Below are 25,751 nucleotides of genomic sequence, written 5' to 3'. Positions count from 1 at the left end.
GCCCCCGCGCCGCGATGCGTACGTCAGGCCGACAGTTTCTGGACCGTGGTTCTCAGGTCGGCCATGGCTTCGCGGAAGAAGCGCGGGCCGTAGGACACTCGCGCCACGCCCAGTTCGCGGAGCGCGGCCAGGTCCAGGTATTCGCCTGTGTTGCCGTTGAGCGGGCCGGGAATCTCGGCGACGAGGGTGGCGAGGTCGCGCTGGTGGCGCACGCCGATCGGGTAAACGCAGTCGGCGCCGGCGTCCCGGTAGAGCCGGCCCCGTCGTACCGTTTCCGCCACCCGATCCGGCTCGGGTATCCCGCTGACCGGCAAGAAGGTGTCGACGCGGGCGTTGATGACGATCGGGACTCCGGCATCGTCCGCGGCGGAGCGGACGCCCGCGAGCCATTCGGCTTGCGCACCGGCCTCGACCAGGCCGCCCGCCCGGTGATCGGTGTCCTCCAGGTTGCAGCCGACCACGCCGATGTCCAGCAACCGGTCCACCAGTTCACGCGGCCGCATGCCGTACCCCGCCTCGGCATCCACCGTGACCGGGACTGACACCGCCCGGGCGACCCGCCCGGCCGCGGCGAACATCTCCTGCCACGGCGCACCCTCACCGTCGGGATGACCGAGCATCGCCGCGATCGCGGCGCTGGACGTGGCGACCGCGGGAAACCCCGCTTCGGCCACGATCGTCGCGCCGGCCGCGTCCCACACGTTGGGCAGCACGAGCATCTCTTCGCCGTGTAGTTCGCGGAGTCTTTCGGCGTGAATCTTCAGATCCGCCATGTCAATTTCCTCCCTGTCGAAGAACGGCACGCCATAGGGGTCGGCGCGCAGACCATTTCTCGGCTCAGCGGGTCAGCTCGGGTTCCGGCCGGGGTACGGCCGGCGTCGGCGCCTGCCGGGCCGTCCGGCTCCGTCCGGGAATGAACAGGCCGGCGAGCGCACCGGTCAGCGACAGCGCGCCGCTGACGGCGATGGCGGGCGCGAAGCCGTCGGAGAAGGTTCGCGCGGTGCCGTAACCGCCCTTGGCGGTGAACACCGCGGCGAGGATCGCCACACCGAACACCGCGGCGAACTGCCGCAGCATGTTGAAGACGCCGGAGGCCTTGCCGATCTCCTGCCGCGCGACGGCGTTGATGACCGAGGTCTGCGCGGCGGGCATCGCCAAGCTGACTCCGGCGCCCGCGACGACCATCGGTGCGATCAGTTGCGCATGTGCCAGGGACGGCTCCGCGACGAGCCCGATCCACCCCATCCCGGCGGCCTGCAGGGTCAGTCCGGCGACGGTGAGCGTACGGGCCCCGACCCGGTTCACCAGCGCCCCCGCGACAGGTGCCACCACGGTCACCGTCGCCGTCCACGGCATGAGCCGGAGCCCGGTGGCCATCGGCCCGTCCCCCAGGCCCGTCTGGAGGAACTGGGCCATGAAGAACAGCGAGCCGTACAGCGACGCGTACAGGAAAAGCCCGGCCGTGTTGCCTGCGGAGAAGCCACGTGAGCGCAGCAACCGCATCGGCACCATCGGCTGCCGGACGCGGAGCTCCCAGGCGACGAACGCCGCCAGCAGTACGGCCCCGGCCGTCAGCGCACCGTCCACCTCGAACGCGCCCCAGCCGACGCCGTCGGCGCGGATCAGGCCCCACACCAGCCCGAACGCACCGCCGGTCACCAACACGACGCCACCGAGGTCGAAGGAGGTCCCGGCGCCGCGGCTCTCCGGAATGCGTCGGAGCACCAGCGGGATGACGACCAGGCCGATCGGCACGTCGAGCCAGAAGATCCACTGCCAGGCCAGCCCCTGAGTGACGACCCCGCCGACCACCGGACCGGCCACCACCGCCAGCCCGGTGAGCCCGGCGGAGATCCCCAACGCCTTGGCCCGCCGCTCGGGTGGGAACCCGTTGCTCAGCAGCGCCATCGCCAGCGGCATCACCAGCGCGGCCCCGCACCCCTGGACGGCGCGGGCGACGATCAGCCAGCCGATGCCGGGAGCCGTCGCGCACGCCGCCGAGGCCGCCGTGAACAGCCCCAGTCCGGCCACGAACATCCGTCTGCGCCCGAACCGGTCGCCGAGCGCGGCCCCGGTCATCAGCAGTACGGCGAAACTCAGGCTGTAGGCGTTCACCGTCCATTCGAGCTGTTCCATGGTGGCGGACAGGTCCAGCCGGATCCTGGTCAACGCGGTCGCCACCACGGTGGCGTCCAGGGCCACCATCAGCGACGCCGCCGCGGTCAGGCCGAGCAGCCAGCCGCTCGTCTTCTGGGCCATGCGCGGTCCTTCGAGGTCTGACGGGAATCTCTTCCTGCTGCCCGGGCCGTCCCGGGCCATCGATGAGGTAGACACCACGACGCCGAAAATTGGGCGCCCGCCGACCGCCCAGTTCACGGCTCGGCCGGTGTCGATACTTGAGATCGGCCGACAAGGCCGGAGACGTGACGCGGGGGTGGAGTGGTGGCGACCGAGCTGATCACCAGGGCGCGGGCCGGAGATGAGGAGGCGTTCCGGGAGCTGACCGAACCGCACCGTCATGAGCTGCAGGTGCACTGCTACCGGATGCTCGGCTCCTTCCAGGACGCCGAAGACGCACTGCAGGACACGCTGCTGGCCGCCTGGCAGGGCATCCAGAAGTTCGAGGCACGCGCCTCAATCCGGACATGGCTCTACCGGATCGCCACCAACCGGTGCCTCAACGCGCTGCGCGCGGCCAGTCGGCGCCCGGCCAAGGAGTGGGCCGTCCCGGGGATCGAGCCGCCCGAACCGACCCGGCTCAGCGAAGTCGTGTGGCTCGAGCCCTTCCCCGACGCCCTCCTCGAGGGTGCGATCGACGTGCCGCTCGGCCCGGAGGCCCGCTATGAGCAGACGGAAGCGATCTCCCTGGCCTTCGTGACCGCACTACAGGTCCTGCCACCTCGCCAGCTCGCCGTCCTCATCCTGCGCGACGTCCTCGGATTCCACGCGAACGAGGTGGCCGACATGCTCGACTCGACCGTCGGCTCGGTCAACAGCGCCCTCAAGCGGGCCCGCGCCGGCCTCCAGCACCACCTGCCACCGACCGGCGAGCACGAACCGCCGCCCGCTCCCGGCTCACCCTCCGAACAGGCGCTCGTGGAGAAGTTCGTCCGCGCGTACGGGTCCGGCGACGTCGACGCGCTGGTCGCCCTGCTCACCGACGACGTCCGCGTCTCCATGCCGCCGATTCCCCTCGAATACCAGGGCCGTGACGTCGTCGCCCGCTTCTACGCCGCCGTCGTCCGCCGGGACCGGACCTATGACCTCGTGCCGACCCGGGCGAACGGTCAGCTCGCGCTCGCGGCCTACCTCCGCGCCCCCACCGGTGTCCGCCACGGGACCGGCCTCCTCGTCCTCACCGTCACCGGCGACCGGATCCGTGGCATCACCCGCTTCGACAACAGCGTTCTCCCGTCCTTCGGGCTACCACGATCACTTCCCGACTGACTCCGCGAAGGCACTACACGCGCACGCCGGCGTACTGCGTTCTCAGTAGCCGCAGTGTCGGCAGCCGCACGACGACGGGGCGGGGCTCCCTCGGACAGGCTCGGGGACATACCTCGAGATCTGATGGGAGACCCGCTGTGGCTTCATTCCTTTATCGGCTCGGCCGTCTGGCCTTCCGGTGGCGATGGCTCGTCGCCGTGTTCTGGGTGGCCGTCATGGCCGCCGTCGGATTCAGCGCCACCAGAGCCTCCGAAGCACCCGACGACGGGTTCGCCATGCCGGGCATCGAGTCCCAGAAGGCGTTCGACCTGATGGACCAGCGTTTCCCGGGATCCGACGCCAACGGGGCGAACGCCCGGATCGTCTTCGTCGCCCCGAACGGACAGCAGATCACGGCGGCGGACAACCGGAAGACGATCGACAAGGTGGTGGCCGAGGCGGCCCACGGGCCGCAGGTCGCCGGTGCGGTCTCCCCGTTCCAGGCGCACGCGGTGAGCAAGGACGCCTCGACCGCATACGCGACGGTCTCCTTCAAGGTCAAGGCCACCGACCTCACCGACGCCAGTAAGAAGACGGTGGAGGACGCCGTCGCCCAGGCCAGGGACGCGGGCCTGACCGTCGAGGTCGGCGGGGACGCTCTCGCGACCCGGCCCGCGGCGGGCGGGCCGTCCGAAGGCATCGGCATCGCCGTGGCCGCCATCGTCCTGCTGGTCACCTTCGGCTCGCTGGCGGCCGCCGGGCTGCCGCTGCTGACCGCGATCCTCGGCGTCGGTGTCAGCATGGCCTCGATCCTGGCGCTGGGCACGACGTTCGGGCTGTCCGCGACGACCGGCACCCTGGCCACGATGCTCGGCCTGGCGGTCGGGATCGACTACGCCCTCTTCGTCGTCTCCCGTTACCGCGAGGAACGGTCCAACGGACATCTGCCCCGCGAGGCCACCGGGCTGGCGGTCGGTACCGCCGGATCGGCGGTCGTCTTCGCCGGGCTCACCGTGATCATCGCGCTGGCCGGGCTCTCGGTGGTCGGCATTCCGCTGCTGACCAAGATGGGGCTGGCGGCCGCAGGGGCGGTCCTCGTCGCCGTCTTCATCGCGCTGACGCTGGTCCCGGCCCTGCTCGGCTTCTGGCCGGACGCCGTACTTTCGCGCGCCGTCCGCAAGGGTTCGAAGCGGAGCGGCGCATCTCATCGGCGCAGCCGCTGGGCCGCCTTCGTGCTGCGCTTCCCCATCCCCGTGCTCCTCGCCGGCATCGCGGGCCTGGGAGCGATCGCGCTTCCGGCGACGCACCTGCAACTGGGCATGCCCGGAGACGAGGCCAAGCCCACCTCCACCACCGAGCGCCGCGCCTACGACGACCTCGCCAGGGGGTTCGGCCCTGGCTTCAACGGTCCCCTGGCCATCGTCGTGGACGCCAAGGGGACCGGGGATCCCAAGGCCGCGGTGAACACGATCACCGAGAAGATCGCCGCCACGGCCGGGGTCGTCTCCGTCTCACCGGCCCGGTTCAACCCCGCGGGCGACACCGCGGTCTTCTCCGCGGTACCGGCCACCAGCCCCACCGACCAGAAGACCAAGGACCTCGTCAAGGTCATCCGCGCCGAACGCCCCGTCACCGAATCCGCCACCGGAGCGACCTTCGAGGTCACCGGTAGCACCGCGGTGAACATCGACGTCGCCGCCAAGGTCCAGGACGCGCTGATCCCCTACCTGGCGGTCGTGGTGGGCCTGGCGTTCCTGCTCCTGCTGGTGGTCTTCCGGTCCGTGCTGGTGCCCCTCAAGGCCGCCGTGGGCTTCCTGCTGTCGGTGCTGGCCGCCCTCGGCGCCGTCGTCGCGGTCTTTCAGTGGGGCTGGCTCGCCGCCCTCCTCGGCGTCCACCAGACCGGCCCGATCATGAGCATGATGCCGATCTTCCTGGTGGGCATCGTCTTCGGGCTCGCCATGGACTACGAGGTCTTCCTGGTCACCCGCATGCGGGAGGCGTACGTCCACGGAGAACCCGCCGGCCAGGCGATCGCCTCCGGGTTCCGGCACAGCGCCCGGGTGGTGGTCGCCGCCGCACTGATCATGATGGCGGTCTTCAGCGGGTTCATCGGCGCCGGTGAATCCATGATCAAGATGATCGGGTTCGGCCTGTCCATCGCGGTCCTGTTCGACGCCTTCGTCGTACGGATGGCGATCGTGCCCGCCGTCCTCGCCCTGCTCGGCGACCGGGCGTGGTGGATGCCCCGCTGGCTGGACAGGCTGCTCCCGCGTATCGACGTGGAGGGAGAGGCGTTGAGCCGCCGAGCCGCCACCTCCCCGGTCCCCCAGCCCGAACCCGTCCACTAGGCCCGTAGCGCCGCACGGCCACCCCCGGGTGGCCGTGCCCCTTCTTCTCCCCACAGGACGCCGCGGTGGCCCTCCTCGCATACCGTCGAATCGTCGTCCACGCTGGTCACAGCACCGACAGGAAGTCCCTTCAATGATCGCAAGCCGGTGGCGAGACCTCCGCAGCCGCCTCCACGCCCAGCTCCGCCCCGTCGACGTGGTGGCGTCACTGCTGCTGTTCGCCTGCGCCTTTCCCGGCAGCATGGTCGGACTCCCCGGCTCCGATCTCAGGGTCCCGTGGTGGCCCGGCGTGCTGCTGGCGGGCATCTCCTGCACCGCCCTGCTGTGGCATCGCGGTCACCCCCGCGTCACCGTCGCGGTGACCACCGCCTGCGCCGTGGCCATGGCCGCCCTGGGCTACCTGCTGACGGTCCTGCTGCTGGGACCGCTCATGGCCGCCCTGTACTCGCTGGCGGTCCGCGTCGACCGCAGGTCCACCCGCCTCTACGCCCTGTCCGCCGCCACCCTGCTGGTGGTGGGCACCGACCTTCTCCTCGACCCCAGCGATCACTCGCTGGACGCCAAGGCGGTCAGCACTGTCACCATCCTGCTGCTCAGGGGGGTCGGACCCGCCGCCTGGCTGCTGCTGCCGACCGTGCTCGGCAGCACGGTCCGGCTGCGGCGGGCCTACCTGGAGGAGGTCAAGGCCCGCGCCGAGCACGCCGAGCGCACCCGCGAGGAGGAGGCACGCCACCGGGTCGCCGCCGAGCGCATGCGCATCGCCCGCGAACTGCACGACGTCGTCGCCCACCACCTCGTCCTGGCCAACATGCAGGCCGGCACCGCCGCGCACCTGGTACGCACCCACCCCGACCAGGTCCAGGAGATCCTCGCGGACCTCTCCGGCACGACCTCGGCGGCGCTGCGCGAACTCAAGGCCACCGTCGGACTCCTGCGCCAGGCCGACGACCCGGCCGCACCCACCGAGCCGGTCCCCGGGCTCGCGCGGCTGTCCGACCTGACCGGTTCCTTCGAACCCGCCGGGCTCAAGGTCACCGTCAGCACCGAAGGGGAACCCCGATCGCTGTCACCAGGCGTGGATCTCACCGCGTTCCGGATCGTGCAGGAAGCGCTCACCAACGTCACCAAGCACGCCGACACGTCGACGGCGTGGGTGAACCTCGCCTACGCTCAGGACCGGCTGACCGTCACGGTCACCGATGACGGAGGCGGACCGACCCCTTCCGGACCGACCCCCTCCCGGCCGGCGCCTTCCGGACCGGCGCCTTCCGTGGCGCCGAACACCGGCTTCGGGCTCGTCGGCATGCGCGAACGCGCCCTGTCGGTCGGGGGCCGCCTGCGGACGGGCGCCCGTCCCGAAGGCGGCTTCCAGGTCACCGCCGAACTCCCGCTGCACCCCGCGTCCCTGGAAGAAGACCGAATCCGATGACCATCCGTGTCCTGCTCGCCGACGACCAGGCCCTCCTGCGGCAGACCTTCCGGATCCTGATCGACTCCTGCGCCGACCTGGAGGTCGTCGCCGAAGCCGCCGACGGCAGGGAGGCCGTGGAGCAGACACGCGCCCACCACCCCGACGTCGTCGTCATGGACATCCGCATGCCGGGCACCGACGGCTTGACCTCCACCGCCGAGATCTGCGCCGATCCGGACCTGTCCGCCACGCGCGTCCTCATCCTCACCACGTTCGAGATCGACGAGTACGTCGCACGGGCCCTGCGCGCCGGCGCCAGCGGCTTCCTCGGCAAGGACATCGCCGCCGACGACCTGCTGGCCGCCATCCGTACGGTGGCCTCCGGCGACGCGCTCCTGTCCCCTGCGGCCACCCGCGCGCTCATCACCCGCTTCCTGGCCGCCCCCGAACCCGACGGCCACCTGGTTCCCCCCGAGCGGCTGGCCGCCCTCACCGATCGCGAGCGCGAGGTGATGGCCCTGGCCGCGCAAGGGTTCTCCAACGACGAGATCGCCGAGAAATTCGTCGTCAGCCCGCTGACGGTGCGCACCCACGTGCACCGCGCCATGGCCAAACTGCACGCCCGCGACCGCGCCCAACTGGTCGTCATCGCCTACCAGTCCGGTCTCGTCCAGCCCGCCCCCGAACGGTGAGAAAAGGGGTTCACCTCCTTCACCGTGCCGGAGGACTCGGCGTCGGGGAATCGGCCCGGAACGTCGATGATGATCGATAACGTGGCGGAATGAGCGACGCGATTCCCCGGCATGTGCTGTGCGTACTCGGCTCCGGGCTGGACCTTTCGGAGATCGAACGGATCGCCGCCGACTTCGGCGGTTTCGTGCTCGACCGCGAGTACTCCGAGACCGAACCCGATCCCCGGATGCCGAAGGCGTTCGAGGCCAGCATGGCGGAGGCCTCGTTCGACGAGGCGGACTGGGCCGCCGTGGAGTCCCACGACACCGTCGGCTACCTGCTGTCCGCGCCGATGATGCGCGAACTGGCGGCCGACACTTCGCGGCGGCTGCTGGCGGCGACGGCCGCTCTGCTGCGGTCCGGCGCCACCGCGGTGAAGAACGAGAGCAGCGGAATCACGCACGGCCGGGACCGCTGGCTCGCCCTGGCCGACCGAGCGGCCGGCGCCGAGGACGAGGACCTGGCCGACGTGCTCGTCTCCGCTTGGGTGCAGCGGCCGATCCACGACGGTGAGGTGCTCTACAGCTGCGGCATGCACCTGCTCGGCGCGCCCGAGGTGGAGATCGAGGTCGACGAGGAACAGCTGACCGAGGACGGCCTGCCGGACCTGGTCATGCACCTGGACACGTTGGCGACCTACCTGCTGACCGATCCGCGTGCGGAGGAGATCGAGGACGGCGCCGGCTTCCGGATGGCCGAGGACGCCCCCCGATGGGTGCTGCGCACCGGCCCGTACGACGGCGACGACTATGAGGACGACCTGTCCTTCAACCCGTACGGATACGTCCGGCTGACCCGTCCTCAGTGACGGAAACTCCGGCGGCGCTATCCGCCGGTACGGCGCCAGGCGAGGTGCAGGCCCTTCCCCACGGACACGGTGCTCCCGGTGACCCGGTCGTCCTCGGTGACGAGGGCGAGAAAGCCGGTCAGCTCGTCCGGGCTGGGAACGAGCACGTTGTCGACCGCCAGCACCCCGCCCGGACGAAGGACTCGAACCGGGTGGGGCCACCAGCTCGTGTACGCGGTCCGCTCGGCGTCCAGGAAGAGGAGGTCGACGCTGCCGTCCGGCAGCTCCGCCAGGTGGCGACCGCCGTCGCCCTGGATGAGGTGCACGCGTGCGGCCAGTCCGGCCCGGCGGAGGTTCTCACCGGCCTCGTCGGTGCTCGCGGTGTCCACGCTCACCACCGTGCCGCCGGTGTCGGCGGCCGCGTCGGCGAGCCAGATCGTCGAGTAGCCGTTGGAGGTTCCGATCTCGACGATGTCGCGCGCACCGGCCATGCGTACCGCCAGGGTCAGCAGCTCGGCGGCGTCGGGCTCGAAGTTTCGTCGCCGAAGCAGCCGGTCCGACTGCCGGGCGTCGTAGGCCGACCCATCCGCGTAGAGCTCATCGAGCAGTTCCCGGCGACGGTCATCCATGACGATCAGCAACCTCCGGCTCAGGAGCGGGGAATGGCGACGGCAGTGTACGGCGTGTCCCGGGTCGGCGACGTGTCGAAGCGGGCGTTGGGCAGGCACAATCCGAATCCGGAGGCCGAATCGCATCACCTGATTCCCTCCTTTGTGAACGCCGCGGCGTGCTCGCGGGCGATGTCGCGCCGGGGCGGCCGAGAAGGTCGGCGACCGTATCGATGGTGAAGTCTCCACAACCGGAGGCATATGCCTGCGCGTACTCCTCGAGCATGTCGACGATCCATCTCGGAATGCTAGGGCCTGTCTCGAAGTCCCGCTGTCCTACTGCGCGGCGTCCAGGCGGCGCCTCGCCGCGTTGTCGTCGGTCGCCAGCCAACACCGGGCTGACTCCCTCCTCCGCCTTGCGAGGCACCACCTGGACACCGCTCGCTACGGACGGGGACTTCGAGACAGGCCCTAGGCGCCGCCGAACGAGCCCACTCCGAGGTGGCGGCCGCTGTCGGTGAGACCCGTTGCTGACTCGCCATCGGCGCCATCCCCACCGTCACGGCGGTCGATCTGCCGGCCGCGCTGAAACAGTTCCATCTACGGCGTCGGCAGGTGCGGATCAGCGTCTCTGATCAGCTGGGGATCCGTAGTCACATTGGAGTGTTGTGGCTGGGGGATCTGTCCACCGGGGTGGGGTGGCGTGGGCGTGCAGGTGGAAGCCTGCGCCCAGTGTCGCCCCTCGCGGCCGGTGCCGTGGTTGGTTCCGGCGGGTGGCGGGTGTGCTTGAGCTGATCGTGTGCACGGTGGTGGTGCGCACGCCCTGGTACCGGCAGGCCGCCCGAGGCAGTCTGTGGTCCGTGTGAGCGTGTCCCTCCGGACGCTGACCCGCCGGCCCGTGAGGGCTGGGGGTGGAGGGTGCCCCGCGTCGCCTGGGCACGGGGCGTGGAGATCGGCGCGGGGTGGGGCCGGTCTTGGACCGGTCACCCCCGCTGGCTGGAGGAGCGGCGGTCGCGATGACGACTGCGCCCGCTTCGAGCTCGTCGACCACCCGGCCGATGACCATCTGGCCGGTGGCACGATCGACGACGGTGGTGTTGTGCTGGTGGGTCAGGCCGCGGGCGGCGATACGCCGCCACGCGCCGTGGTCACGGTCGCCTTGCCAGCCGCAGTCAGGGTCGGGGCAGATCGCCCATTTCCATCCGGATGCGGTGGGCCGGTCGGGTGCCTTGCAGTGCCGCAGTGGCATTAGGCACTGCGGGCAGTGCTTGGAAGTATTGCGGGCCAGGACGGTGACGACGGCGATGCCGGTCTCGGCGGCCAGGTGCCGCATGTTGCCGACGATCTGCCCCCGCACGGCTTGGGACAGGCGGGTGTTAAGGGTGCGGCCCATGCCCTTGGCCTCCATCGACCGCAGATCCTCCACATAAATCACACTCGCACCCACCGCGATCGCCTGATCCACCGCCCACCGCGCCGCCGACCACGCCAGAGCATCGTTCAACCCCGACCTGCGATCGGCCACATGCCGGTGTTCGGCCGCCAGCACGGCGTGTTTGGCGACCAGGTCGTGATCTTCCTGGCCGTCGATGAGGCGAGTGTAGGTGTCGGTTTTGGCGTGGAGGTGTTCGCCGTGGCGGCGTAGCCGGTGCTGGCGGGCCATCACCCCACCGGCCCGGAACATCGCTCCGGCCCCTAGCGTGGTGATACGGCCGTCGCTGTGACGGTGCACCGCGCCTGCCGACAGCAGGGTGTTCAGGCCCCAGTCCACCCCCAGCGCCGTCGTGTGACCCTTCCGTTCGGCTTTCGGAACGGGATGGGAGAACGCCAGATCCGCGCGCACTTTCTGGCCCTGAGGGCGGAGCGTGGGCAGATGCAGCACCGCGTCAGGCGAGACGGTGGGCGGCAGCGTGACCGAGCAAGCCACCCAGGACCAGTCGGCGTACGAGCGCGGATCCGGGCGGACGGGCAACTGCACCCGCAGCAACACCCTGGCAGGGTCGTCGTCGGCGCGGTCCAGGGTGGCCTGCTGCCGGTCCACCGCGGCCAGTACCAGCATCCGCGCCGCGCTCGGCGGATTCTCCAGTTCGAACACATCGACCGGAAACCGCCCATGCCTGGCGACGAACGCGGTGATCTGCCGGGTGCGCGCCCTGATCACACTGCTGGTCAGGGACCTGCCGTCCGGGATCGCCTCACGGACGGCATCCCACTCGGCCGCCGTGCGCTTGACCGGATCGGCGGGCCAGGTCGCCAAGACCCCGGCGACCGTCCCGGCACGGTGCTGTGCACCACGCAGGATCCGCCCGGCCTGTTCTTGAGCCATCCGCACGATCCGATCATTGACCTTGACCCCATCGGGGACGGTCACGTCCCAGCCCAAGCGACGCAACGCCATCCACGCATTCGACGGCAAGACACGGCCCGCTCCATCCACCCCGGCTGCCAAGCCCGCCACATCACCGGTGTTCCAACGCTCGGCCAGCAGACCAGCGGTCATCCCCGCGACCAGGTCAGCGGCCCAGCCCACCCGCTCGGCTACCATCCGCGCCGTCAGGGCCTCTCCGGTCTTCTCATCCACCCCACCGCGCAGCAGCATCCGGGCGACCGCCGTCCGGGCCACCTGGCCCTTGGCCAACGGGAGCTTGCGGCTCATGCGACACCACCAGATGACGCGCAACCGAACATGTACGCACAGTAGCGACCCGTGTCCGCAATCCGCTCGGTGATTCGAAAATTCGAGCGAAGTCAGCCCGTCCGGGCGTCGACCGCCCACCGGCGAAGCACCATCAAGTGCACCCCGCTTTCGCCATCGTGACCAACCACAGCAGCCTGGTCTGTGTCCCCGCCATCATCTAGGGCCCACCGAAACCCTCTCCACCGCGCTGATCAATGCACTGGAAGGGCCGACGTAGACCTTCGTGTTCTAGTCCGCGAAGAGTCCAGAGCAGACGGCTTGCAGAGCGCCGAGGTCGCTTCCCGCCGTCTCCTGCCGCCGCGGCGTTCCTGTCCGACCTCGGTATCGCGGCAGCGGAATCCGCAGAGGGCTCGCGGGAGGACGGGTGAACGAATGACGCTCAGCGGCAGGTGGCGGCGACCGTGTCGGCGACCTCGACCGTATTGTCCTGGTAGTTGTCGTAGATCTGCAGGTCGATGGTGCCATTCTTGGTCGGCCCGAAGGTAAGCGTTATCGCGCCACCCCGATTGGCGAACTGGTCCGCCCGAACGTTGCCACCAATGCGATTCGGGTCGAAATGCTTGCCAGGAAGCGTGTCCCAGGCCTGATAGGTCACATTCCTCGCGGTGATGGCCGTTGAATTTGGAATGTAAATTTTGAAGGTGCACGTCTTGCCGACACCGGGGTAGAACACCCAGTTCGCCCCGTCGCTGTTGTCGGTCGTCCGGTGGGTCAAGGCCTCCCCACAGCCACCGGTCGCGCTGCCCGGGAGAGGCGTCCAAGAACCGGTGGTGTCGATCGCCACGGCGTGACCCGTCGCACACGATGGTCCGGACGTCGCGGTCCAGGCCTGTGGCGATGGCGTCGTGCTGTGGTGCCTGGCACCCGTCCGGCCGTTCGTCCCGGACGATGACATCTCATCGGCGGCGAAGACGGCCGCGGCGGCCAGGACCACGATCACGGCGGCACCGAGACCAAGGCGCAGGAACGGCCCGTGGAAGCGCGTCCGCGGCGGGACCGCTGACGGCGGCAACGGTTCTGGTGCGGCGGGTGAGCCGTCGAGGTCCTGCGCCAGGTCGGGGATCAGGTCCGGGTGGTGGGCCTGGAGCTCGGCGTGCAGGCTGGTCCAGCGTTCCCGCCACTCGTCGGTGTCGCCGCCGCAGGCCCTGACGAACGCGAGGGTGACGTCCAGGCTCGGCAGCCGGCGCCCGGCGGCGGCCACCGACAGGACGGAGGCCGAGTAGTGCGCTTCGTCGGCGAGCTGCCGGTAGGTCGGCGCACCGGGCGCGTTGACGCGCAACGCGCGGAGCGCGAGGGCGAACTCCTTCAGGGGCCCGTCCGGAACCGGCGCCTCTCGCCTGCCCATCGCCACCTCGATCGCACTGTCCATGGCCGTCTCGTATGCGGCGAGCCGACCGGCTCACCGTATGGATCATTGACGATTTGGGTCAACAACCGGTAACGATCGGCTGCGGAAGAGCTTAATCCAAGGACACCGGCCGTCCCACGTGACAGTGACGAAGGGGTTCAATTCTTCAGCGCACGACCGCCGCTAGTCGACCGCGGTGGTGGGATCGACGCGCTCGGTCGCGGACTCGAGATCGTCGAGCTCGGCGAGGTCCGGCGGGACGAGGGTGGTGCTCTCCATCAGCTCGCGGATGAGGTTCTCATTCAACTTGTTGCCGATGGGCTCCCCGACCTCTTCCCGGGTCAGCCCGGACACGCCGGCTTTGGACAGCCGGGCGCGGACGGTCGCGACCTTGTGCGCGACTTTCTTGGCCGTCCAGCCGGCGTCGGGCTGTAGATCGTTCAGGTGCTCGGACGCCTGCTGCCAGGCCAGCGGCTGCGGGTGCGGCTCGTGAAGGAGGTACCGCTGGGCGAGGACGACGAGGATCAGTCGCTCGGCGGGCAAGAGCCGCCAGGTACGCGGCGGCTGGGTGGGGTCGGCGTGCTGGGACGTCGACCGCGGCTCGTCCGCTCCTGCCACGTAGAGCTCCAGCAGGTGCTCACGGCCGCTGGAGCCACGGACGAACAACGGCGTGTATCCCTCGGCGAGCGGGATGGGCTCGTCTCCCGCGAACAGCAGGCGCGCGTCGGGGAACCGAACGGGCAGGCGCCCCGTGGTCCGCACCCACCACCTGCGATCGTGGCAGGTGAGCAGGCCGTGACTGCGGCTGATCCGCCGGTCCTGCTCGCCGATGCAGACCTGCACCTCCGGGCGGTTGCGCCCGAAGACGATGGTGCGGCCCTCCTGCGGGCGGACCGTGATGCCTCCGCCGATCGCCAGCGCGTAGATGTCGCCCGGCATCGACGAGGGTACGCCGAAGGCCAGGCTGGCGTGCCCGGCCGAGAGCCGCCGGCCGCCTGGAACGTTCTGCTTGTCGCCCACTTCGACCTCCCCGAATGGATTGGCGGCAGCATGCCACGGGGTTACCGGGACCCCTCCCGAGAAGAACCTCCCCCGGCCCTCGGGTCAGGCGCCGGGCAGCTTTGCGGCGATGGGCCCGGCGACGTCGGTGGCCACGCGGCAGCGCCAGGCCGAGCTTCCCTCTCCCCCGACGATGATGAGCAGCTGTTCCGTCTTCTCGTCTCCGCCCACGGTGGTGAAACGGCGATGAGGCACCCGGACGGCACATGCCTTGTCGTCGTATCCGCTGTCGACGTATGCCTCGTGCCCGCCGAGCTTCGTGACGTGGCCGTCGTCCGCGGTCAGCGGGCCGCCCTGGTCGAACCGTACGGTGAGGTCGGTATGGCTGGTCGTGCTTCCCCAGGTGCACTCCCAGTTGCCGAATCCGATGTCAGGATGTGTGGCGTCCACGCCGGGGAACCGGGAGAGCGTCTTCGCGTCCGCGAGCGAGCAGGCGTCCGACCAGAACAGCGACGTCTTCACCGGAGGTGTGGCCCGCCGGGGAAGCGTGCCGCGGGAGAGCACCGCGACCGCGCTGTCGACGGCGGTGTCGGTGATCGCGCAGAGGTTCACCGAGGCCTTGTCGTTGAACTGCACCTCGATCTCCACCCGGCTTTTGTCCGGGAGCAACAGCAGCCGGGTGCAGTCGCCGTCCTGGTCCGGCTCCTTCCAGATCTGGATCGCGCCCACCTTCTCGGGGCGCCCGGACGTGTCCATCGTGGAATCCGGGTTGAGGAGCTCCGCTTTGACATCCACCTCACCGCCGCCGTGCGGATGCACGACAACGTCGCACCGGTTGAAATCGCCGTACGCGGTGTCCAGCCCCGTGCTGCCGAATCGGGCGAGTTTCGCCTCGTTCTGAAGGGAGCAGGGATCGACCGTGTGCGGGTCGCCGAAGACCGACGGCGCAGCCGTCCGGGACGGTCGCGGATTCGGCGTCGCCCCGCCGAACGGCGGATCGAAGATCAACCATGCCCCGAGGCCGAGCGCCGCCGCGGCCGCACCCGCGACGACGGCGGTGCGGCGCCGGCGGCGACCTCCGCTCCCGATCGGCTCCGGATCCGATTGATCGCCCCCGTCGGACCCGGTGTTCGGGCGAAGCGTCCCGCTCGGCCCGGTGTCCACGGGAACGGCGCCGTCCTCCGGCGAGGACGAGGCGGCCACGGGTTCAAGAAGCCGGCGGGCCCGCCCGGCGGTGGGGCGGCCGGCCGGGTCGCCGTGCATCAGTTCGGCCAGCACCGGGGTCAGCGGGCCGCCCCGTTGCGACGTGGCGATCCGCCTCTCGGCCGCCTTCCGGAGCACCACCATCGGATTCTTCTCCGGCCCGTACGGCGACTGTCCCTCGACCGCGGCGAACAGCGCGGCGCCGAGCCCGAACACGTCGGAGGCCGGGACGGGATCCGCTCCGTCCGCCACCTCAGGCGCGATGAACGCCGGAGTCCCGGCGACCAGGCCGCCGGTCTTGGTGAGCGTCACCTCGGCGTGCACGGTCCGGGAGGCCCCGAAGTCGGCCAGCTTGGCCCGGCCGTCCTCGGTCACGAGCACGTTGCCGGGCTTGACGTCACCGTGGACGAGGCCGGCTCCGTGCACCGCCTCCAGCGCGTCGGCGATCTGGACGCCGAGCCGCGCTGCCCGCTCGGGAGGCAGCGTCCCCTGGTCGGCCAGGCTGCCCGACGGGATGTACTCCATCACGAGCCACCACTCGGTGCCCTCCTGGGCCACGTCGAAGAGCGTGACGACGTGCGGGTGGTTCAGTCGCGCCAGGGCGTCGGCCTCGCGGAGCAGTCGTTCGACCCGCTCGGTACCGTGCCCGCTGTCGGCGGACAGCACATGTTTGACCGCGACATTCCGCGGGAGTTTGCTGTCCGCCGCGCGCCAGACCGTGCCACCGCCGCCCGCGCCGACCCGCTCCTCCAGCCGATAACGGTCGGCGATCACCTGACCAGCCTGCACCCGGCCTCCGCATTACCTATGCGTAACTTCCGCATTACCCAACGCGAACGCGACCACTGTACGCCACGGGTCCTAACTCTTCCGGACCTTTTGGTCGGATTTTCAGTCAGGCCACGAGGCGGTGCGGATGGCGCGCGGCGGTGAGTCCGCGAGGCCAGGGCGATCAGGCGGATTAAGCCGCTCAGGGGCGGCCGCCGGGCTTCGGACCCCGATATCCGGGGCGCGAGGAACGGTCGATGCCGACCAGGTATTTGATCTTCGGCCCCTTGGTGTTGTGATAGCCGACGTGCGCGCCGGTCGAGCCGATGGCGAGGCCGATCGCCTTGACCGGGTCGCCCGCGAAATCGTTCCCGTCGATGACGGTGTTCTGCACGTCCTCGAACATCAGATTCTGCGAGGCCTTCAGCGTCTCGCAGTAATTGTTTCTGATCGTGAAATCAGAGGTGTGGCCGACGCCGTCGCCCTCCCCGTCGTTCGGGCCTTCCGCCATCAGGCACATGTTGTCGATGCCCTCGCAGCGGTTGCCCTGGATCAGGACGTTGCGGCTCGGCGGCGTGTCACTGGCGAAGGTCTGCATGCAATCGGCGTGGCCGTACCGGTTGCTCGTTCTGCTGATCCGGTTGTTGAGGATCTTGAGGTCGTTGCCGAAGAAGCGCAGCCCATCCCCGTCGCCGCCATGCGGCTTGGTGATCGTGTTGTTCCGCAGGGTGATGTTGTCGCCGGTCATCTCGACGCCCGGCGCCGAGGGCCCGTTCATCACGTAGCCGTCGACGATCACGTTGTCGGCCTCGATCGTGATGCCGCCGACCGCCTGGCCGTGGCCGGCATAGGTGATGGGTTTCGTGGCCGTACCGCCCTTGGTGATCCGCAGTCTCTTGCCGGCCGCGGCATTGTCGATGCAGACGACGTCGCCGGGCTCGGCGGACCGCGCCTGCCGCAGGTCGGCCACGTGTCGTGTGCATCGCGTGCCGCTCGGCGTGCCGGCGGTCGCGCCCGGAGATGGCGTGACGCCGCCGTCGGCCGGTGCCGAGCACGCGATGGTCAGGCCGGTGGCGGCGAGCACCGCGATGACGCCGGTCTTCGTTGACATCGTGCCTCCGTGGTCTGCTGTGCGGATCGGTGTGTCAAGGCCCGGAAGATCAGGGCGGGTGCGGTGGGAGGGGTCCCAAGAGTCCCGGCGGATGCGGCTGAATCAGTTCACGCCCGGTGGCTTCTCGCCGAACCTCCAGCCCTTGGCGAGCTGTTCTTGGACCTGCGGGAATTTCCCCGCCGTGCTGAATCGCCGGGCCGTGAACAGGCCCGGTCTTCCCATCTCCCGAAGCACGGCCACAGCGGCGATCACAATGCCGATGACGGCAGCGGCGATCGGCGAGTCGCCGGCGAAGAGGGCGATCGCCACGGCGCCCACCAGAACGGCCAGGCCGCAGCCGATCGCACGAGGGTGAGGGGACCGGGTCTTCCGTCCCTTCTTGCACGTGGCGCAGCGAGGAACCTCGATCGTGAGGCTCTTCCACCGGATGCGGCCGTAAGTCCGCTGGACCTCGCCGTGCATCTTCAGTGCGTAGGCACTCCGGTCGTGCGCTGGATTCTCCCCGCAGAACCAGCAGGTTTCGTACAGCAGATTGCCGTTGACGACGGCGATGTTCTCTTCCAGACGGTCGCGTACCGCCCCCGTCGCCGCGATGGGCAGGGCCCGTTCGAGGAGTTCACCGGCGATCCGCCAATCGTCGGTCTCCTTGACGTACGGCACGACGCAGGGCAGGACCCGGCCGGCGACCTCGTCGCGGGCGCCCAGCAGTACGGGGTGATCCTCGGGGAACACCGAGGCCAGCAGGGCCAGCAGCGGCGTGGTCTGGTCCAGGAACCGCCGGATCACCTCGTGGCCGTGCCGCGGATCGGCGTCGACGGCCTGCTGAGCGTTCTCTCCCAGCGCCCTGATCCGGGCGATGTCGGGCGCGATCGCGTCGCGCAGGACCTCATCGACCGTTGCCGGGCGGAATCCGGATTTACGCATGAGCGCGATGTGCTCGGCCGCGTCCTCGGCGCAGCCGTCTCCGGCCGCACGGACCGCCAGCCGCGCGTTGACGGACAGCAGTGCCGCGGGCAGGTCCGCGCGCAGCCGTCCGGCCGCGGCCGGCGTCAGGCGAGGGTCGGCCATCTCGTGGACGCGCGACTCCAGCAGTTCCCAGAATCCGTCGTCGGAGACGACCCTCCGCCAATACGCGAACGCGTCTTTCCACAGCCTCCGGCCGCGGGCGTCGAACCGGTCATGGTCGAGCGCCTGTGCGTGGTTCAGCACCGCCAGATTGTGCACGGCCACGGCCGCCGGTCCCGTGTCCCGCCAGCCCTGGAGCGCGGCGTCGAGATCCCCGCGCCGCAGGGCGGTGATCCCGTCGTCGGCGCCGCCGTCCGTCGCGGGCCAGAACCAGAACAGCTCGTCCAGGATCCGGTGCACCGGATCCCGCAAGCGCTGCGTGGCCTGCTGCACCTCCGCGTCGTCGGGAGGGTCGCCGAGGGGCAGGATCATCGTCTCGGAGCCCGTCCCGATCCGCGCCATGACCCGCATCTTCTCGGCCTGCCGGCGGATGTCACGCGCCGTGGCGTCCACCGTGAGGCCCGTGATCCGGAAGGCGTTGTCCCGGTACAGCTCAGGCCCCACGTGCTGGAGGAGGGAGACGGGCTCGTACGCCGACGCCATCGCTCAGCCCTCCCCGGCCGCGCTGATCCGCAGGCTCACCGTCCGGTTACGGGCCCGGTCCGCGGTGCCGTGGCCACGGAACGGCGGCATCACGTCGCCCAGGCTCGACACCGAGAACCGCGTCGTGGGAATCCCGGCCGCGCTTCGAAGGACCTCCCGTACGACCGTCGCCCGCAGGGTGCCGAGCTCCAGGTTGTCGGCGTAATCGCCGCCGACCGCCGCCGTGAGGTCGTCGGTGTGGCCGATGACGGCGACGGAGATCCGCGTGGCGTACGGACGCAGCCGCGCGCCGAGCGCATCGAGGACCGTCCGCCCGCCGGACGAAAGCGTCACACCGTCGCGGAACAGCCCCTCCGTGAAGGTGACGGTGATCTCGCCGGACCGTCGTCGCGCGCGTACGCCGGACAGCCGGAGATCCATTCCGGCCAGGTCGGCGGCGGTCGGCCGCATGGTCTGAGCCGGCGCATGGGACGGCTGGACGTACGGCGCCGTCGGCAACCTGCCGAGCTCAACTCTCGTGTCCACCAGCAAGGCGAACGTGAGCGCCAGCCCGGCGGTCGCTCCGGCGCGGTACACCAGGCGTCCGCGTCGCCGGCGTGCGCCGCCGCGCATGCTCGCGACGCGCCTGCGGCCCTCGGCGATCTCCCTGATGTCGGGAGCCAGCCGTTCCGCCGCGGCCCAGCATTGGTCGGCCTGACCTAGCCGCCCCTGCTGCGCGTGGATTCGGGCCAGGAGATCCAGGACGAGGACGTCCGGCTCCAGGTCGCGGAGTATCTGCTCGGCCTCGCCGTAGCGGCCTTGCCGCGCCAGGGTCCGTGCCTGCGCCAGCACCACCTCGCGGGTCGCGAGAGCCAGCGCGATCTGCTCGGTCATCAGTGCTTCCGTACGGTGCTGAACGGGTCGAGTGGGGGCGGTGGTTTGGGGAGCATGCGTCTCAGCCGGCTGTTGACCTCGCGCAGAGTGCCGGGGTCGCGGTTGGCCGCGGCACGCTCACCCGCGGCGATGAGCTCCGCCGCCTCGGTCGGGTCGCGCATGTCCGGCTGCCGCAGTTTGAGGTCCTCGAACACCAGGAACGGCAGCTCGCCGGAGTGGTCAAGGACCTGAGACGCCAGGCTGCCCAGGTCCTCCAGGCGCTGCCGGAGCAGGTTCACGTCATGGGCCGCGATCGCCTCGCGTACCGCCGCCTCGGCGGTGACCAGGGAGCGCCGGTGGCTCTCGCTCCCCTGCTCCATCACCAGCTGCCGTACGGCCGGCAGGAGATCCCGCGAATCCTGGACGAGCTGCGGCCACTCGAGCGCGGCCTCGAGCTCGTCGAGGGCGGCTTTGAGGTCCAGAAGTCGCTTTCCGCAGGCCGTGGCCGCGTCGGGATCGACGCGCGCCGCTTCGACCATCGCGCCGACGTCCTGGACGATCTGTTCCTCGTCGATCCGGTCGAGGATCTCCGCCGCGCGTGGATCATCGACCTCCGGCACCCGCCGCCGTGCCGCCTCCAGCCGGTGCTTCTCGGCCTTGGCGTCCCGGGCCAGATCCGCGTGCTCGGGTACCGTCACCGTCTGCAGGTTGATCACATGCTCGAACTCCTCGTCGAGGATGGGCACGTACGCCCGCGCGACGAGGATCCGGGACTCGTCGATGGAGAGCGTGAGATCGACCTCGCTTCCCTCGGGGATATCGCGCCGGACCTGGCTCGGCTCGACCTCCAGGCGGCCGGCCCGCCGGTTGCGGTCGGCCCGGTCGTGCTCCCCCTCCAGAACCGGGATGCGGAGGATGCCCTTGACCTGTCCCCGGCTGATCGGGACCGTCGTCCGCAGGAGGATCTTCCGCCGTGCCGGGAGCGGTGTGCCGCGGTCGAGAAGCCAATGGACCTCGTTGTTCTCCAGGCCCACACCGATCGCGTGCGTGAGCGGGGGCTGCGTGTCGACGAGACCGACGGTGTACGTCAGCCGGTCGGGCGTCGCCTGGTGCGGCGTCCCGGTCGCGTCGGTGAGCTCGATGAGGAAGGTGTTGGCGCGTCCCCTCTCGGCCCACAGCGTGGTGGTGAACGTTCCCTCGGCGGTCAGAACGATCTTTCCGCTGCGCCATCGCAGGGCCTGGTTGACGAATTCGATCGACCAGCCCGCGGTGTCCGCTCCGGTCACCCTGCCTCCGACGAGCGGCTCGGCGTCCGGGCCCGTCGGGCTGTACTCGAGCTCGATGACGCACGTGTCACCGGACGGCGCGGGCGGGGGCAGGACGGTGTCGAGACGCTTGGATCCGGCGAAGATCGCGGCACCCCGCGCGACCACGGTGATCGGGTCCTGACTGTGGTCCAGCGGGATGCCCAGCCCCTCCCGCGGGTCGACGAGCCGCTCGCGCAGGTACGGCGACAGTGTCGGGCCGCCCACCAGCAGCACCTTCTCGATGTCGCCAGGGCCCAGGCCGCTCTCCCGGAGGGCCTTGCGGCAGAGGTTCACGGATCGAGTGATGAACGGATCGGCGAATCGTTCGACGTCGGCGCGGGTGAGGTCGTACTCGAACTCGAAGGCCTCACCGTCGCCGCTCTTGAGCTCGAGCAGCCCTCCCGTGGTACGCGCCTGGGACAGCTGGATCTTGGCCGCCTCGGCCGCGTGCTTGAGCTTGTTGATCGCTCCTCTCCACCTGGGGTTGCCCCGGCGGAAGTCTGAGATCCCGTACTCCCGCGTCACCACCGGGACGAACAGCTCTTCGACGATCTTCCAGTCGATGAGCTTTCCGCCGAGGAAATTGTCGCCTCGGTGGTTGACGACGGTGAATTCGCCATCGCGTACGTTGATCACCGCGGCGTCGAAGGTTCCGCCGCCGAAGTCGTACACGAGCCAGAAGACGTTGTCGGCCTCGGTCTGGAATCCGTACGCCAGTGCCGCCGCGCTGGGCTCCTGCAGCAGCGGTGCATGCCTCAGTCCGGCCAGTTCCGCGGCACGCCTCGTGGCGTCGCAGGCGGCCAACTCGAAGGCCGCCGGAACGGTGATCACCGCCGCTTGGAGGTCGGTTCCGGCCCGCTGTGCGACATCGCTCTTGAGCGACTTGAGGACCTCCGCCGACATCTGCTCCGATTCCATCGACCGGCCGCTCGCTTCGAAGACCTTGGGCCGGCCCGTGGTACCCATTCGGAGTTTGAACTCGACGCACGTGTTCTCCGGGTCCGCCTCACTGCGCTCCTTGGCCGACTTCCCGACGTAGAGCCGGTTCCGGCGATCGATCCACAGCGCCGAAGGCGTCGTCTCGCCACCGTCGTTATTCTTGATGATCTCAGCGTCGACGCCGTTCAGCACGGCGACCGCACTGTTCGTCGTGCCGAGATCGATCCCGAAATCGATGGTGCTTCTGGTCATGAACGGGGCTCCTTCTGCGCATCGGGAATTCCCACGATCACCTCGGCCGTTTGGATCGCCCGGTCGTTCAGATAGACCGTCGGCCGGATGGTCTCGATCACCCGCTCACGGTCGATCCCCGGCACCGGCTGAAACGCCACGACGATGAAGGGGAGCCCGGAGTCGTAAGGATCGTTCAGGTGGTCGCGTGTATCGACACCCGCTTCAGTAAGGGTGTCCCACGCCATCTCCAAATGGCGGGTGATGGATCGCGTTCCGTCAGGCAGCTTCGCCATCCGGCCGCGGAGCCGCCAGATGCTGGTCACCACATCCGCCACGGAGCGCTCGGAGAGGCCGTCGGTCCCTTCCATGGCCTCGCCCGCGGCTGCGGCGGCCGCCGCGGTGAATTCGGCGAAGACCGCCAGGGCGGCATTGGGCCAGGCGGTCGCCCGGATGCGGAATTCGCGCGGCTGCCGCCATTGCCGGGCCTCGGGCCTGAGCCCGGCCAGCGGGCGTCGGATCGGCTTCACTGGCAATATCACGTCCGTCTCCCAAGCGTGCGATGCTGTCGGAAAACGCATGCGGCGAAAATAGGAGGACCGCCCTGGGACCGGTCCCGATGCCGGATGCCGGACCTCAGCGAATCCGGGAGATCCGGATCGCGACGCGGTGGTGTTCGGGAACGCCGGCCTCGATGCTGAGACCGCCGTTGATCTCGATGCCGCCGTTGACGGTGGTGGTCATTCCCGAGGAGAGTGCGAGAACCGGGCCTTCCTCGCCGACGTCAACGACCGTCAGCCCGTCGACCTTCGGCTTGGTCTTCACCGCGTTGCCGAACCGGATCACATCCCCTTTCTCGACCACGACCTCGCATTCGCCGTCCTTGCAGGCCGAGAGCTTCCTCCCGTCCGCCGCTGTGGAGATCGACGGGGGCTGAGGCGCCGGCGGTGAGGACGAGGCGGGCAACGCGGTCGTCGGCGTCGCCTTGGCGGACGTCGTAGCCCGTGACGGGGTCTTCTTGTCGCCGGAGCAGGCCACGAGCAGCATCGCGGCGGCGGGCAGGAGAGCCAGGGTCGCGACAAGTGTTCGCCGAGGCATGAGCAGTCCCCTTCCGTTGGTGGGGACCCACCGTGCCGCGTTCCCTGCGGGACCGGTCCCGCAGGTGTCAGGGAAGGTCGCGAACCATGACGAGCGACGCCGGTGTCGGCATCGGTGGGGTCCTGCCGTCCGGCCACCGGTGGCTTCCGGGGTAAGGCGTAGACACTGTCTACGGCGTCCTGGTAGACAGTGTCTATGGAGTCGGAGGAATCTCTTCGGGACCGGCTGGTCGATGTCGGTGTGGAACTGGTGCTGACCGAGGGCGTCGCGTCCCTGGGGCTGCGGGAGATCGCCCGCAGAGCCGGCGTGTCGCACGGCGCGCCTCGCCGGTACTTCCCCACCCACCAGGCGTTGCTGTCGGCGATCGCCCGGCGCGGATTCGCCGATCTGGCCGGGCGGTTCGCCGAGGCCGTCGACGAGGCCGCGTCGCCGCGGACACAGCTGCGGGCGCTGGCTTCCGCTTACGTCCGGTACGCGCAGGAGCGTCCCGGCATGTTCGAGCTGATGTTCCGGCACGATCTGCTGCGTGGCCAGGCGCGCGCGGCCGGCCGCCCGCAGTTGCGGGAGGCGACCCTGCCGATGTTCGGCCGGATCGTCGAGCTCGTCACCCGCTGCCGGGAGAACCGGGGCCCGCAGGACGTCCCGGCGGCGGTGACCGCGGTCGCGCTGTGGGCGAACGTGCATGGCCTGACCCAGTTGTGGGGGTGGGGCAGCATCGGGCTGGCGCTGGGCGAGGACGACTCTCCACAGACCGGCGACCGGCTCGACCAGCTCATCGACGCGGTGATCGACGCCCACCTGGGCGCGGCGTGAGCGGCGTCATGCGGCGACGCCTGGCCCTGGTGACCAGCGCGGCGGGCGCGATGCTGGTCGCCTTGGACGGCACCGTGCTGGTCATGGCCCAGCCCAGCATCCGGCACGACCTGGGCGCCAGTGTCGCGCAGACGCAGTGGACCAGCACCGGCTACCTGCTCGCCGTGGCCGCGCTGCTGGTCGTCGCCGGACGCCTGGGCGACAGGTACGGCCATCGGCGGCTGCTGCTGTGCGGCGTGGTCGGTTTCGCGGGGGCCTCGGGCGGGATCGCGTTCGCACCGGGCATCGGCTGGGTGATCGGTCTTCGCGTGGTGCAGGGGGTGTTCGGCGCCCTGCTTCAGCCGGCGACGCTGGCGTTGCTGCGCCTGGCCTACCCGGCGGACCGGCTCGGCACGGCGGTCGCCGTCCGTACCAGCGCCATCGGGGTCGCCGCTACGGCAGGGCCGGTCCTCGGCGGTGTGCTGGTGGCGCACCTGGGCTGGCGCAGCGTGTTCGTGGTCAATGTGCCCGTCGGGCTGGCGATCGCCGCGGTCACCATGGCGGTACGGGTGCCCGCGCGGGAGCATCGGGAATCCGAACGGCTCGATGCCGCGGGCGCGGCACTGGTCGCCGGTGTTCTGGCCGTCTTGGTCTACACCCTGGTCGGCGTGCCCGCGCACGGCTGGACCGGCGGCCCGACGCTCGCAGGCCTGCTCTGCACCACGGCCGGCGCGGTACTCCTGGTCGTCCACGAACGCCGCGCCGCCCAGCCGATCGTGCCGCCCGCGGTGGCGCGCTCGGTCCCGGTGACGGCCGCCATGGCGCTTCTCCTCCTCACCACAGGCGGCATGTTCGGAGCCCTGTTCGTGGCGACCTTCCTGCTCCAGGACGTCCAGGGACTCAGCCCCGTGGCGGCGGCGCTGCGTGTCCTGCCGCTGACGGTGCTCATGGTCCTCGGCGCGCCACTGGCCGGCGGTGCGGTGCGTCGGTACGGGCCGCGCCGCACCGCCGTCGTCGGCTCGGCCCTGCTGCCCCTCGGCGTCCTCGGGATGTCCGATCTGACCTCGACCGATACGTGGGCCGTGAGCGGCATGTGGTTCGCGCTGATCGGCGCCGGCTTCACCGCCGTGATGGTCACCGCCACCGGCACGGTCGTCGGCGACGCCCCTGCCGGGTACGCCGGAGTCGTCGGCGGACTCAAGCAGACCGCCATGAACGTCGGCCCGACCCTCGGCATCGCGATCGCGGCCATCCTGCTGCAGACGGAAGGGTTTCTGACCTCGGGCTCTCCCGCGCTGCGGGCGGCGTCCGCGTCCGCCCAGGCGACACGACCGGCGCTGCTGGGCCTGACCGCCGTCGCCTCCCTCGGGCTGCTCCCCGCCCTGCTGCTGCCCACGCGGTCGGCTGCCGCTCCCCGGACAGCGGAACCCGCTGTCGACCGGACCGCCCCGTAGGGCCCCCGATCCGGGGTGTCAGGCCAACGTG

Annotated in this window: 20 protein-coding genes; 7 read left to right on the top strand and 13 right to left on the bottom strand. The window is 70.2% G+C overall.

What is annotated here, in order from left to right:
* Positions 1-23 precede the first annotated feature (23 nt).
* Both ACQP2O_RS02865 and ACQP2O_RS02860 read right to left on the bottom strand, forming a co-directional pair.
* Entirely contained in the window at positions 24-773 is a 750-nt protein-coding gene (locus tag ACQP2O_RS02865; RefSeq protein WP_433179634.1) for an isocitrate lyase/PEP mutase family protein, read from the bottom strand.
* 64 nt (positions 774-837) lie between these two features.
* On the bottom strand, positions 838-2,259 hold the full coding sequence (locus ACQP2O_RS02860; protein WP_433179633.1) for an MFS transporter: 1,422 nt from the start codon (positions 2,257-2,259) through the stop codon (positions 838-840).
* A 183-nt stretch (positions 2,260-2,442) separates the two neighbouring features.
* On the opposite strand from ACQP2O_RS02860, the gene ACQP2O_RS02855 reads away from it, so the two are divergent.
* From ACQP2O_RS02855 to ACQP2O_RS02835, 5 genes are all read left to right on the top strand, one after another.
* A complete protein-coding gene (locus ACQP2O_RS02855; RefSeq protein ID WP_433179632.1) occupies positions 2,443-3,447 on the top strand; it encodes a sigma-70 family RNA polymerase sigma factor in 1,005 nt (334 codons plus the stop codon).
* 137 nt (positions 3,448-3,584) lie between these two features.
* Positions 3,585-5,774, top strand: coding sequence for an MMPL family transporter (locus ACQP2O_RS02850; RefSeq protein ID WP_433179631.1), 2,190 nt, complete (start codon positions 3,585-3,587; stop codon positions 5,772-5,774).
* A 133-nt stretch (positions 5,775-5,907) separates the two neighbouring features.
* Positions 5,908-7,203, top strand: coding sequence for a sensor histidine kinase (locus tag ACQP2O_RS02845; protein WP_433179630.1), 1,296 nt, complete (start codon positions 5,908-5,910; stop codon positions 7,201-7,203).
* Positions 7,200-7,877 carry a response regulator transcription factor gene (locus tag ACQP2O_RS02840; RefSeq protein ID WP_433179629.1) on the top strand — a complete coding sequence of 226 codons (678 nt, stop codon included), beginning with the start codon at positions 7,200-7,202 and terminating at the stop codon, positions 7,875-7,877. The genes ACQP2O_RS02845 and ACQP2O_RS02840 overlap by 4 nt, the downstream gene beginning before the upstream one ends.
* A gap of 89 nt (positions 7,878-7,966) precedes the next feature.
* Entirely contained in the window at positions 7,967-8,725 is a 759-nt protein-coding gene (locus tag ACQP2O_RS02835) for a hypothetical protein (protein ID WP_433179628.1), read from the top strand.
* A gap of 17 nt (positions 8,726-8,742) precedes the next feature.
* Here the strand turns inward: ACQP2O_RS02835 and ACQP2O_RS02830 are convergent, their stop codons facing one another.
* The 11 genes from ACQP2O_RS02830 to ACQP2O_RS02780 all read right to left on the bottom strand — a co-directional run bounded on the left by ACQP2O_RS02830 (position 8,743) and on the right by ACQP2O_RS02780 (position 23,474).
* Entirely contained in the window at positions 8,743-9,333 is a 591-nt protein-coding gene (locus ACQP2O_RS02830) for an O-methyltransferase (protein ID WP_433179627.1), read from the bottom strand.
* A 601-nt stretch (positions 9,334-9,934) separates the two neighbouring features.
* Positions 9,935-11,968, bottom strand: a complete 2,034-nt coding sequence (locus ACQP2O_RS02825; protein ID WP_433179626.1) for a zinc ribbon domain-containing protein — start codon at positions 11,966-11,968, stop codon at positions 9,935-9,937.
* Between the two features lie 421 nt (positions 11,969-12,389).
* Positions 12,390-13,379: a helix-turn-helix domain-containing protein gene (locus tag ACQP2O_RS02820; RefSeq protein WP_433179625.1), complete on the bottom strand. Its 990-nt coding sequence runs from the start codon at positions 13,377-13,379 to the stop codon at positions 12,390-12,392.
* A gap of 162 nt (positions 13,380-13,541) precedes the next feature.
* Positions 13,542-14,378, bottom strand: coding sequence for a hypothetical protein (locus ACQP2O_RS02815; protein ID WP_433179624.1), 837 nt, complete (start codon positions 14,376-14,378; stop codon positions 13,542-13,544).
* 84 nt (positions 14,379-14,462) lie between these two features.
* Positions 14,463-16,349: a serine/threonine-protein kinase gene (locus ACQP2O_RS02810; RefSeq protein ID WP_433179623.1), complete on the bottom strand. Its 1,887-nt coding sequence runs from the start codon at positions 16,347-16,349 to the stop codon at positions 14,463-14,465.
* A 181-nt stretch (positions 16,350-16,530) separates the two neighbouring features.
* Positions 16,531-17,439, bottom strand: coding sequence for a hypothetical protein (locus ACQP2O_RS02805; protein WP_433179622.1), 909 nt, complete (start codon positions 17,437-17,439; stop codon positions 16,531-16,533).
* A 102-nt stretch (positions 17,440-17,541) separates the two neighbouring features.
* Positions 17,542-19,047: a hypothetical protein gene (locus ACQP2O_RS02800; protein WP_433179621.1), complete on the bottom strand. Its 1,506-nt coding sequence runs from the start codon at positions 19,045-19,047 to the stop codon at positions 17,542-17,544.
* A gap of 3 nt (positions 19,048-19,050) precedes the next feature.
* Entirely contained in the window at positions 19,051-19,920 is an 870-nt protein-coding gene (locus tag ACQP2O_RS02795; protein ID WP_433179620.1) for an OmpA family protein, read from the bottom strand.
* Positions 19,920-22,397 carry an Hsp70 family protein gene (locus ACQP2O_RS02790; RefSeq protein WP_433179619.1) on the bottom strand — a complete coding sequence of 826 codons (2,478 nt, stop codon included), beginning with the start codon at positions 22,395-22,397 and terminating at the stop codon, positions 19,920-19,922. The genes ACQP2O_RS02795 and ACQP2O_RS02790 overlap by 1 nt, the downstream gene beginning before the upstream one ends.
* Entirely contained in the window at positions 22,394-22,957 is a 564-nt protein-coding gene (locus ACQP2O_RS02785; RefSeq protein WP_433179618.1) for a hypothetical protein, read from the bottom strand. The genes ACQP2O_RS02790 and ACQP2O_RS02785 overlap by 4 nt, the downstream gene beginning before the upstream one ends.
* A 55-nt stretch (positions 22,958-23,012) precedes the next feature.
* Positions 23,013-23,474 carry a hypothetical protein gene (locus ACQP2O_RS02780; RefSeq protein ID WP_433179617.1) on the bottom strand — a complete coding sequence of 154 codons (462 nt, stop codon included), beginning with the start codon at positions 23,472-23,474 and terminating at the stop codon, positions 23,013-23,015.
* Positions 23,475-23,669: 195 nt separating this feature from the next.
* Here ACQP2O_RS02780 and ACQP2O_RS02775 point away from each other — a divergent pair, with 195 nt between their 5' ends.
* The gene (locus tag ACQP2O_RS02775) at positions 23,670-24,287 is read left to right on the top strand and encodes a TetR/AcrR family transcriptional regulator (RefSeq protein ID WP_433179616.1); all 618 of its coding nucleotides are present in this window, start codon (positions 23,670-23,672) and stop codon (positions 24,285-24,287) included.
* Positions 24,288-24,295: 8 nt separating this feature from the next.
* On the top strand, positions 24,296-25,720 hold the full coding sequence (locus ACQP2O_RS02770; protein WP_433179615.1) for an MFS transporter: 1,425 nt from the start codon (positions 24,296-24,298) through the stop codon (positions 25,718-25,720).
* Positions 25,721-25,751 lie beyond the last annotated feature (31 nt).

It is taken from the genome of Actinoallomurus sp. CA-150999, assembly GCF_050942425.1.
Lineage (GTDB): Bacteria > Actinomycetota > Actinomycetes > Streptosporangiales > Streptosporangiaceae > Actinoallomurus.
The sequence above is the reverse complement of the archived record's forward strand: the minus strand, read 5'-3'. Positions and strand labels throughout refer to the sequence as shown.

Bases quoted from the DNA above. Each gene is read 5' to 3' on its own strand.
- ACQP2O_RS02865 (WP_433179634.1), bottom strand. From the start codon at position 773: ATGGCGGATCTGAAGATTCACGCCGAAAGACTCCGCGAACTACACGGC.
- ACQP2O_RS02860 (WP_433179633.1), bottom strand. From the start codon at position 2,259: ATGGCCCAGAAGACGAGCGGCTGGCTGCTCGGCCTGACCGCGGCGGCG.
- ACQP2O_RS02845 (WP_433179630.1), top strand. From the start codon at position 5,908: ATGATCGCAAGCCGGTGGCGAGACCTCCGCAGCCGCCTCCACGCCCAG.
- ACQP2O_RS02840 (WP_433179629.1), top strand. From the start codon at position 7,200: ATGACCATCCGTGTCCTGCTCGCCGACGACCAGGCCCTCCTGCGGCAG.
- ACQP2O_RS02835 (WP_433179628.1), top strand. From the start codon at position 7,967: ATGAGCGACGCGATTCCCCGGCATGTGCTGTGCGTACTCGGCTCCGGG.
- ACQP2O_RS02830 (WP_433179627.1), bottom strand. From the start codon at position 9,333: ATGGATGACCGTCGCCGGGAACTGCTCGATGAGCTCTACGCGGATGGG.
- ACQP2O_RS02825 (WP_433179626.1), bottom strand. From the start codon at position 11,968: ATGAGCCGCAAGCTCCCGTTGGCCAAGGGCCAGGTGGCCCGGACGGCG.
- ACQP2O_RS02820 (WP_433179625.1), bottom strand. From the start codon at position 13,379: ATGGACAGTGCGATCGAGGTGGCGATGGGCAGGCGAGAGGCGCCGGTT.
- ACQP2O_RS02805 (WP_433179622.1), bottom strand. From the start codon at position 17,439: ATGTCAACGAAGACCGGCGTCATCGCGGTGCTCGCCGCCACCGGCCTG.
- ACQP2O_RS02800 (WP_433179621.1), bottom strand. From the start codon at position 19,047: ATGGCGTCGGCGTACGAGCCCGTCTCCCTCCTCCAGCACGTGGGGCCT.
- ACQP2O_RS02795 (WP_433179620.1), bottom strand. From the start codon at position 19,920: ATGACCGAGCAGATCGCGCTGGCTCTCGCGACCCGCGAGGTGGTGCTG.
- ACQP2O_RS02790 (WP_433179619.1), bottom strand. From the start codon at position 22,397: ATGACCAGAAGCACCATCGATTTCGGGATCGATCTCGGCACGACGAAC.
- ACQP2O_RS02785 (WP_433179618.1), bottom strand. From the start codon at position 22,957: ATGCGTTTTCCGACAGCATCGCACGCTTGGGAGACGGACGTGATATTG.
- ACQP2O_RS02780 (WP_433179617.1), bottom strand. From the start codon at position 23,474: ATGCCTCGGCGAACACTTGTCGCGACCCTGGCTCTCCTGCCCGCCGCC.
- ACQP2O_RS02775 (WP_433179616.1), top strand. From the start codon at position 23,670: ATGGAGTCGGAGGAATCTCTTCGGGACCGGCTGGTCGATGTCGGTGTG.
- ACQP2O_RS02770 (WP_433179615.1), top strand. From the start codon at position 24,296: ATGCGGCGACGCCTGGCCCTGGTGACCAGCGCGGCGGGCGCGATGCTG.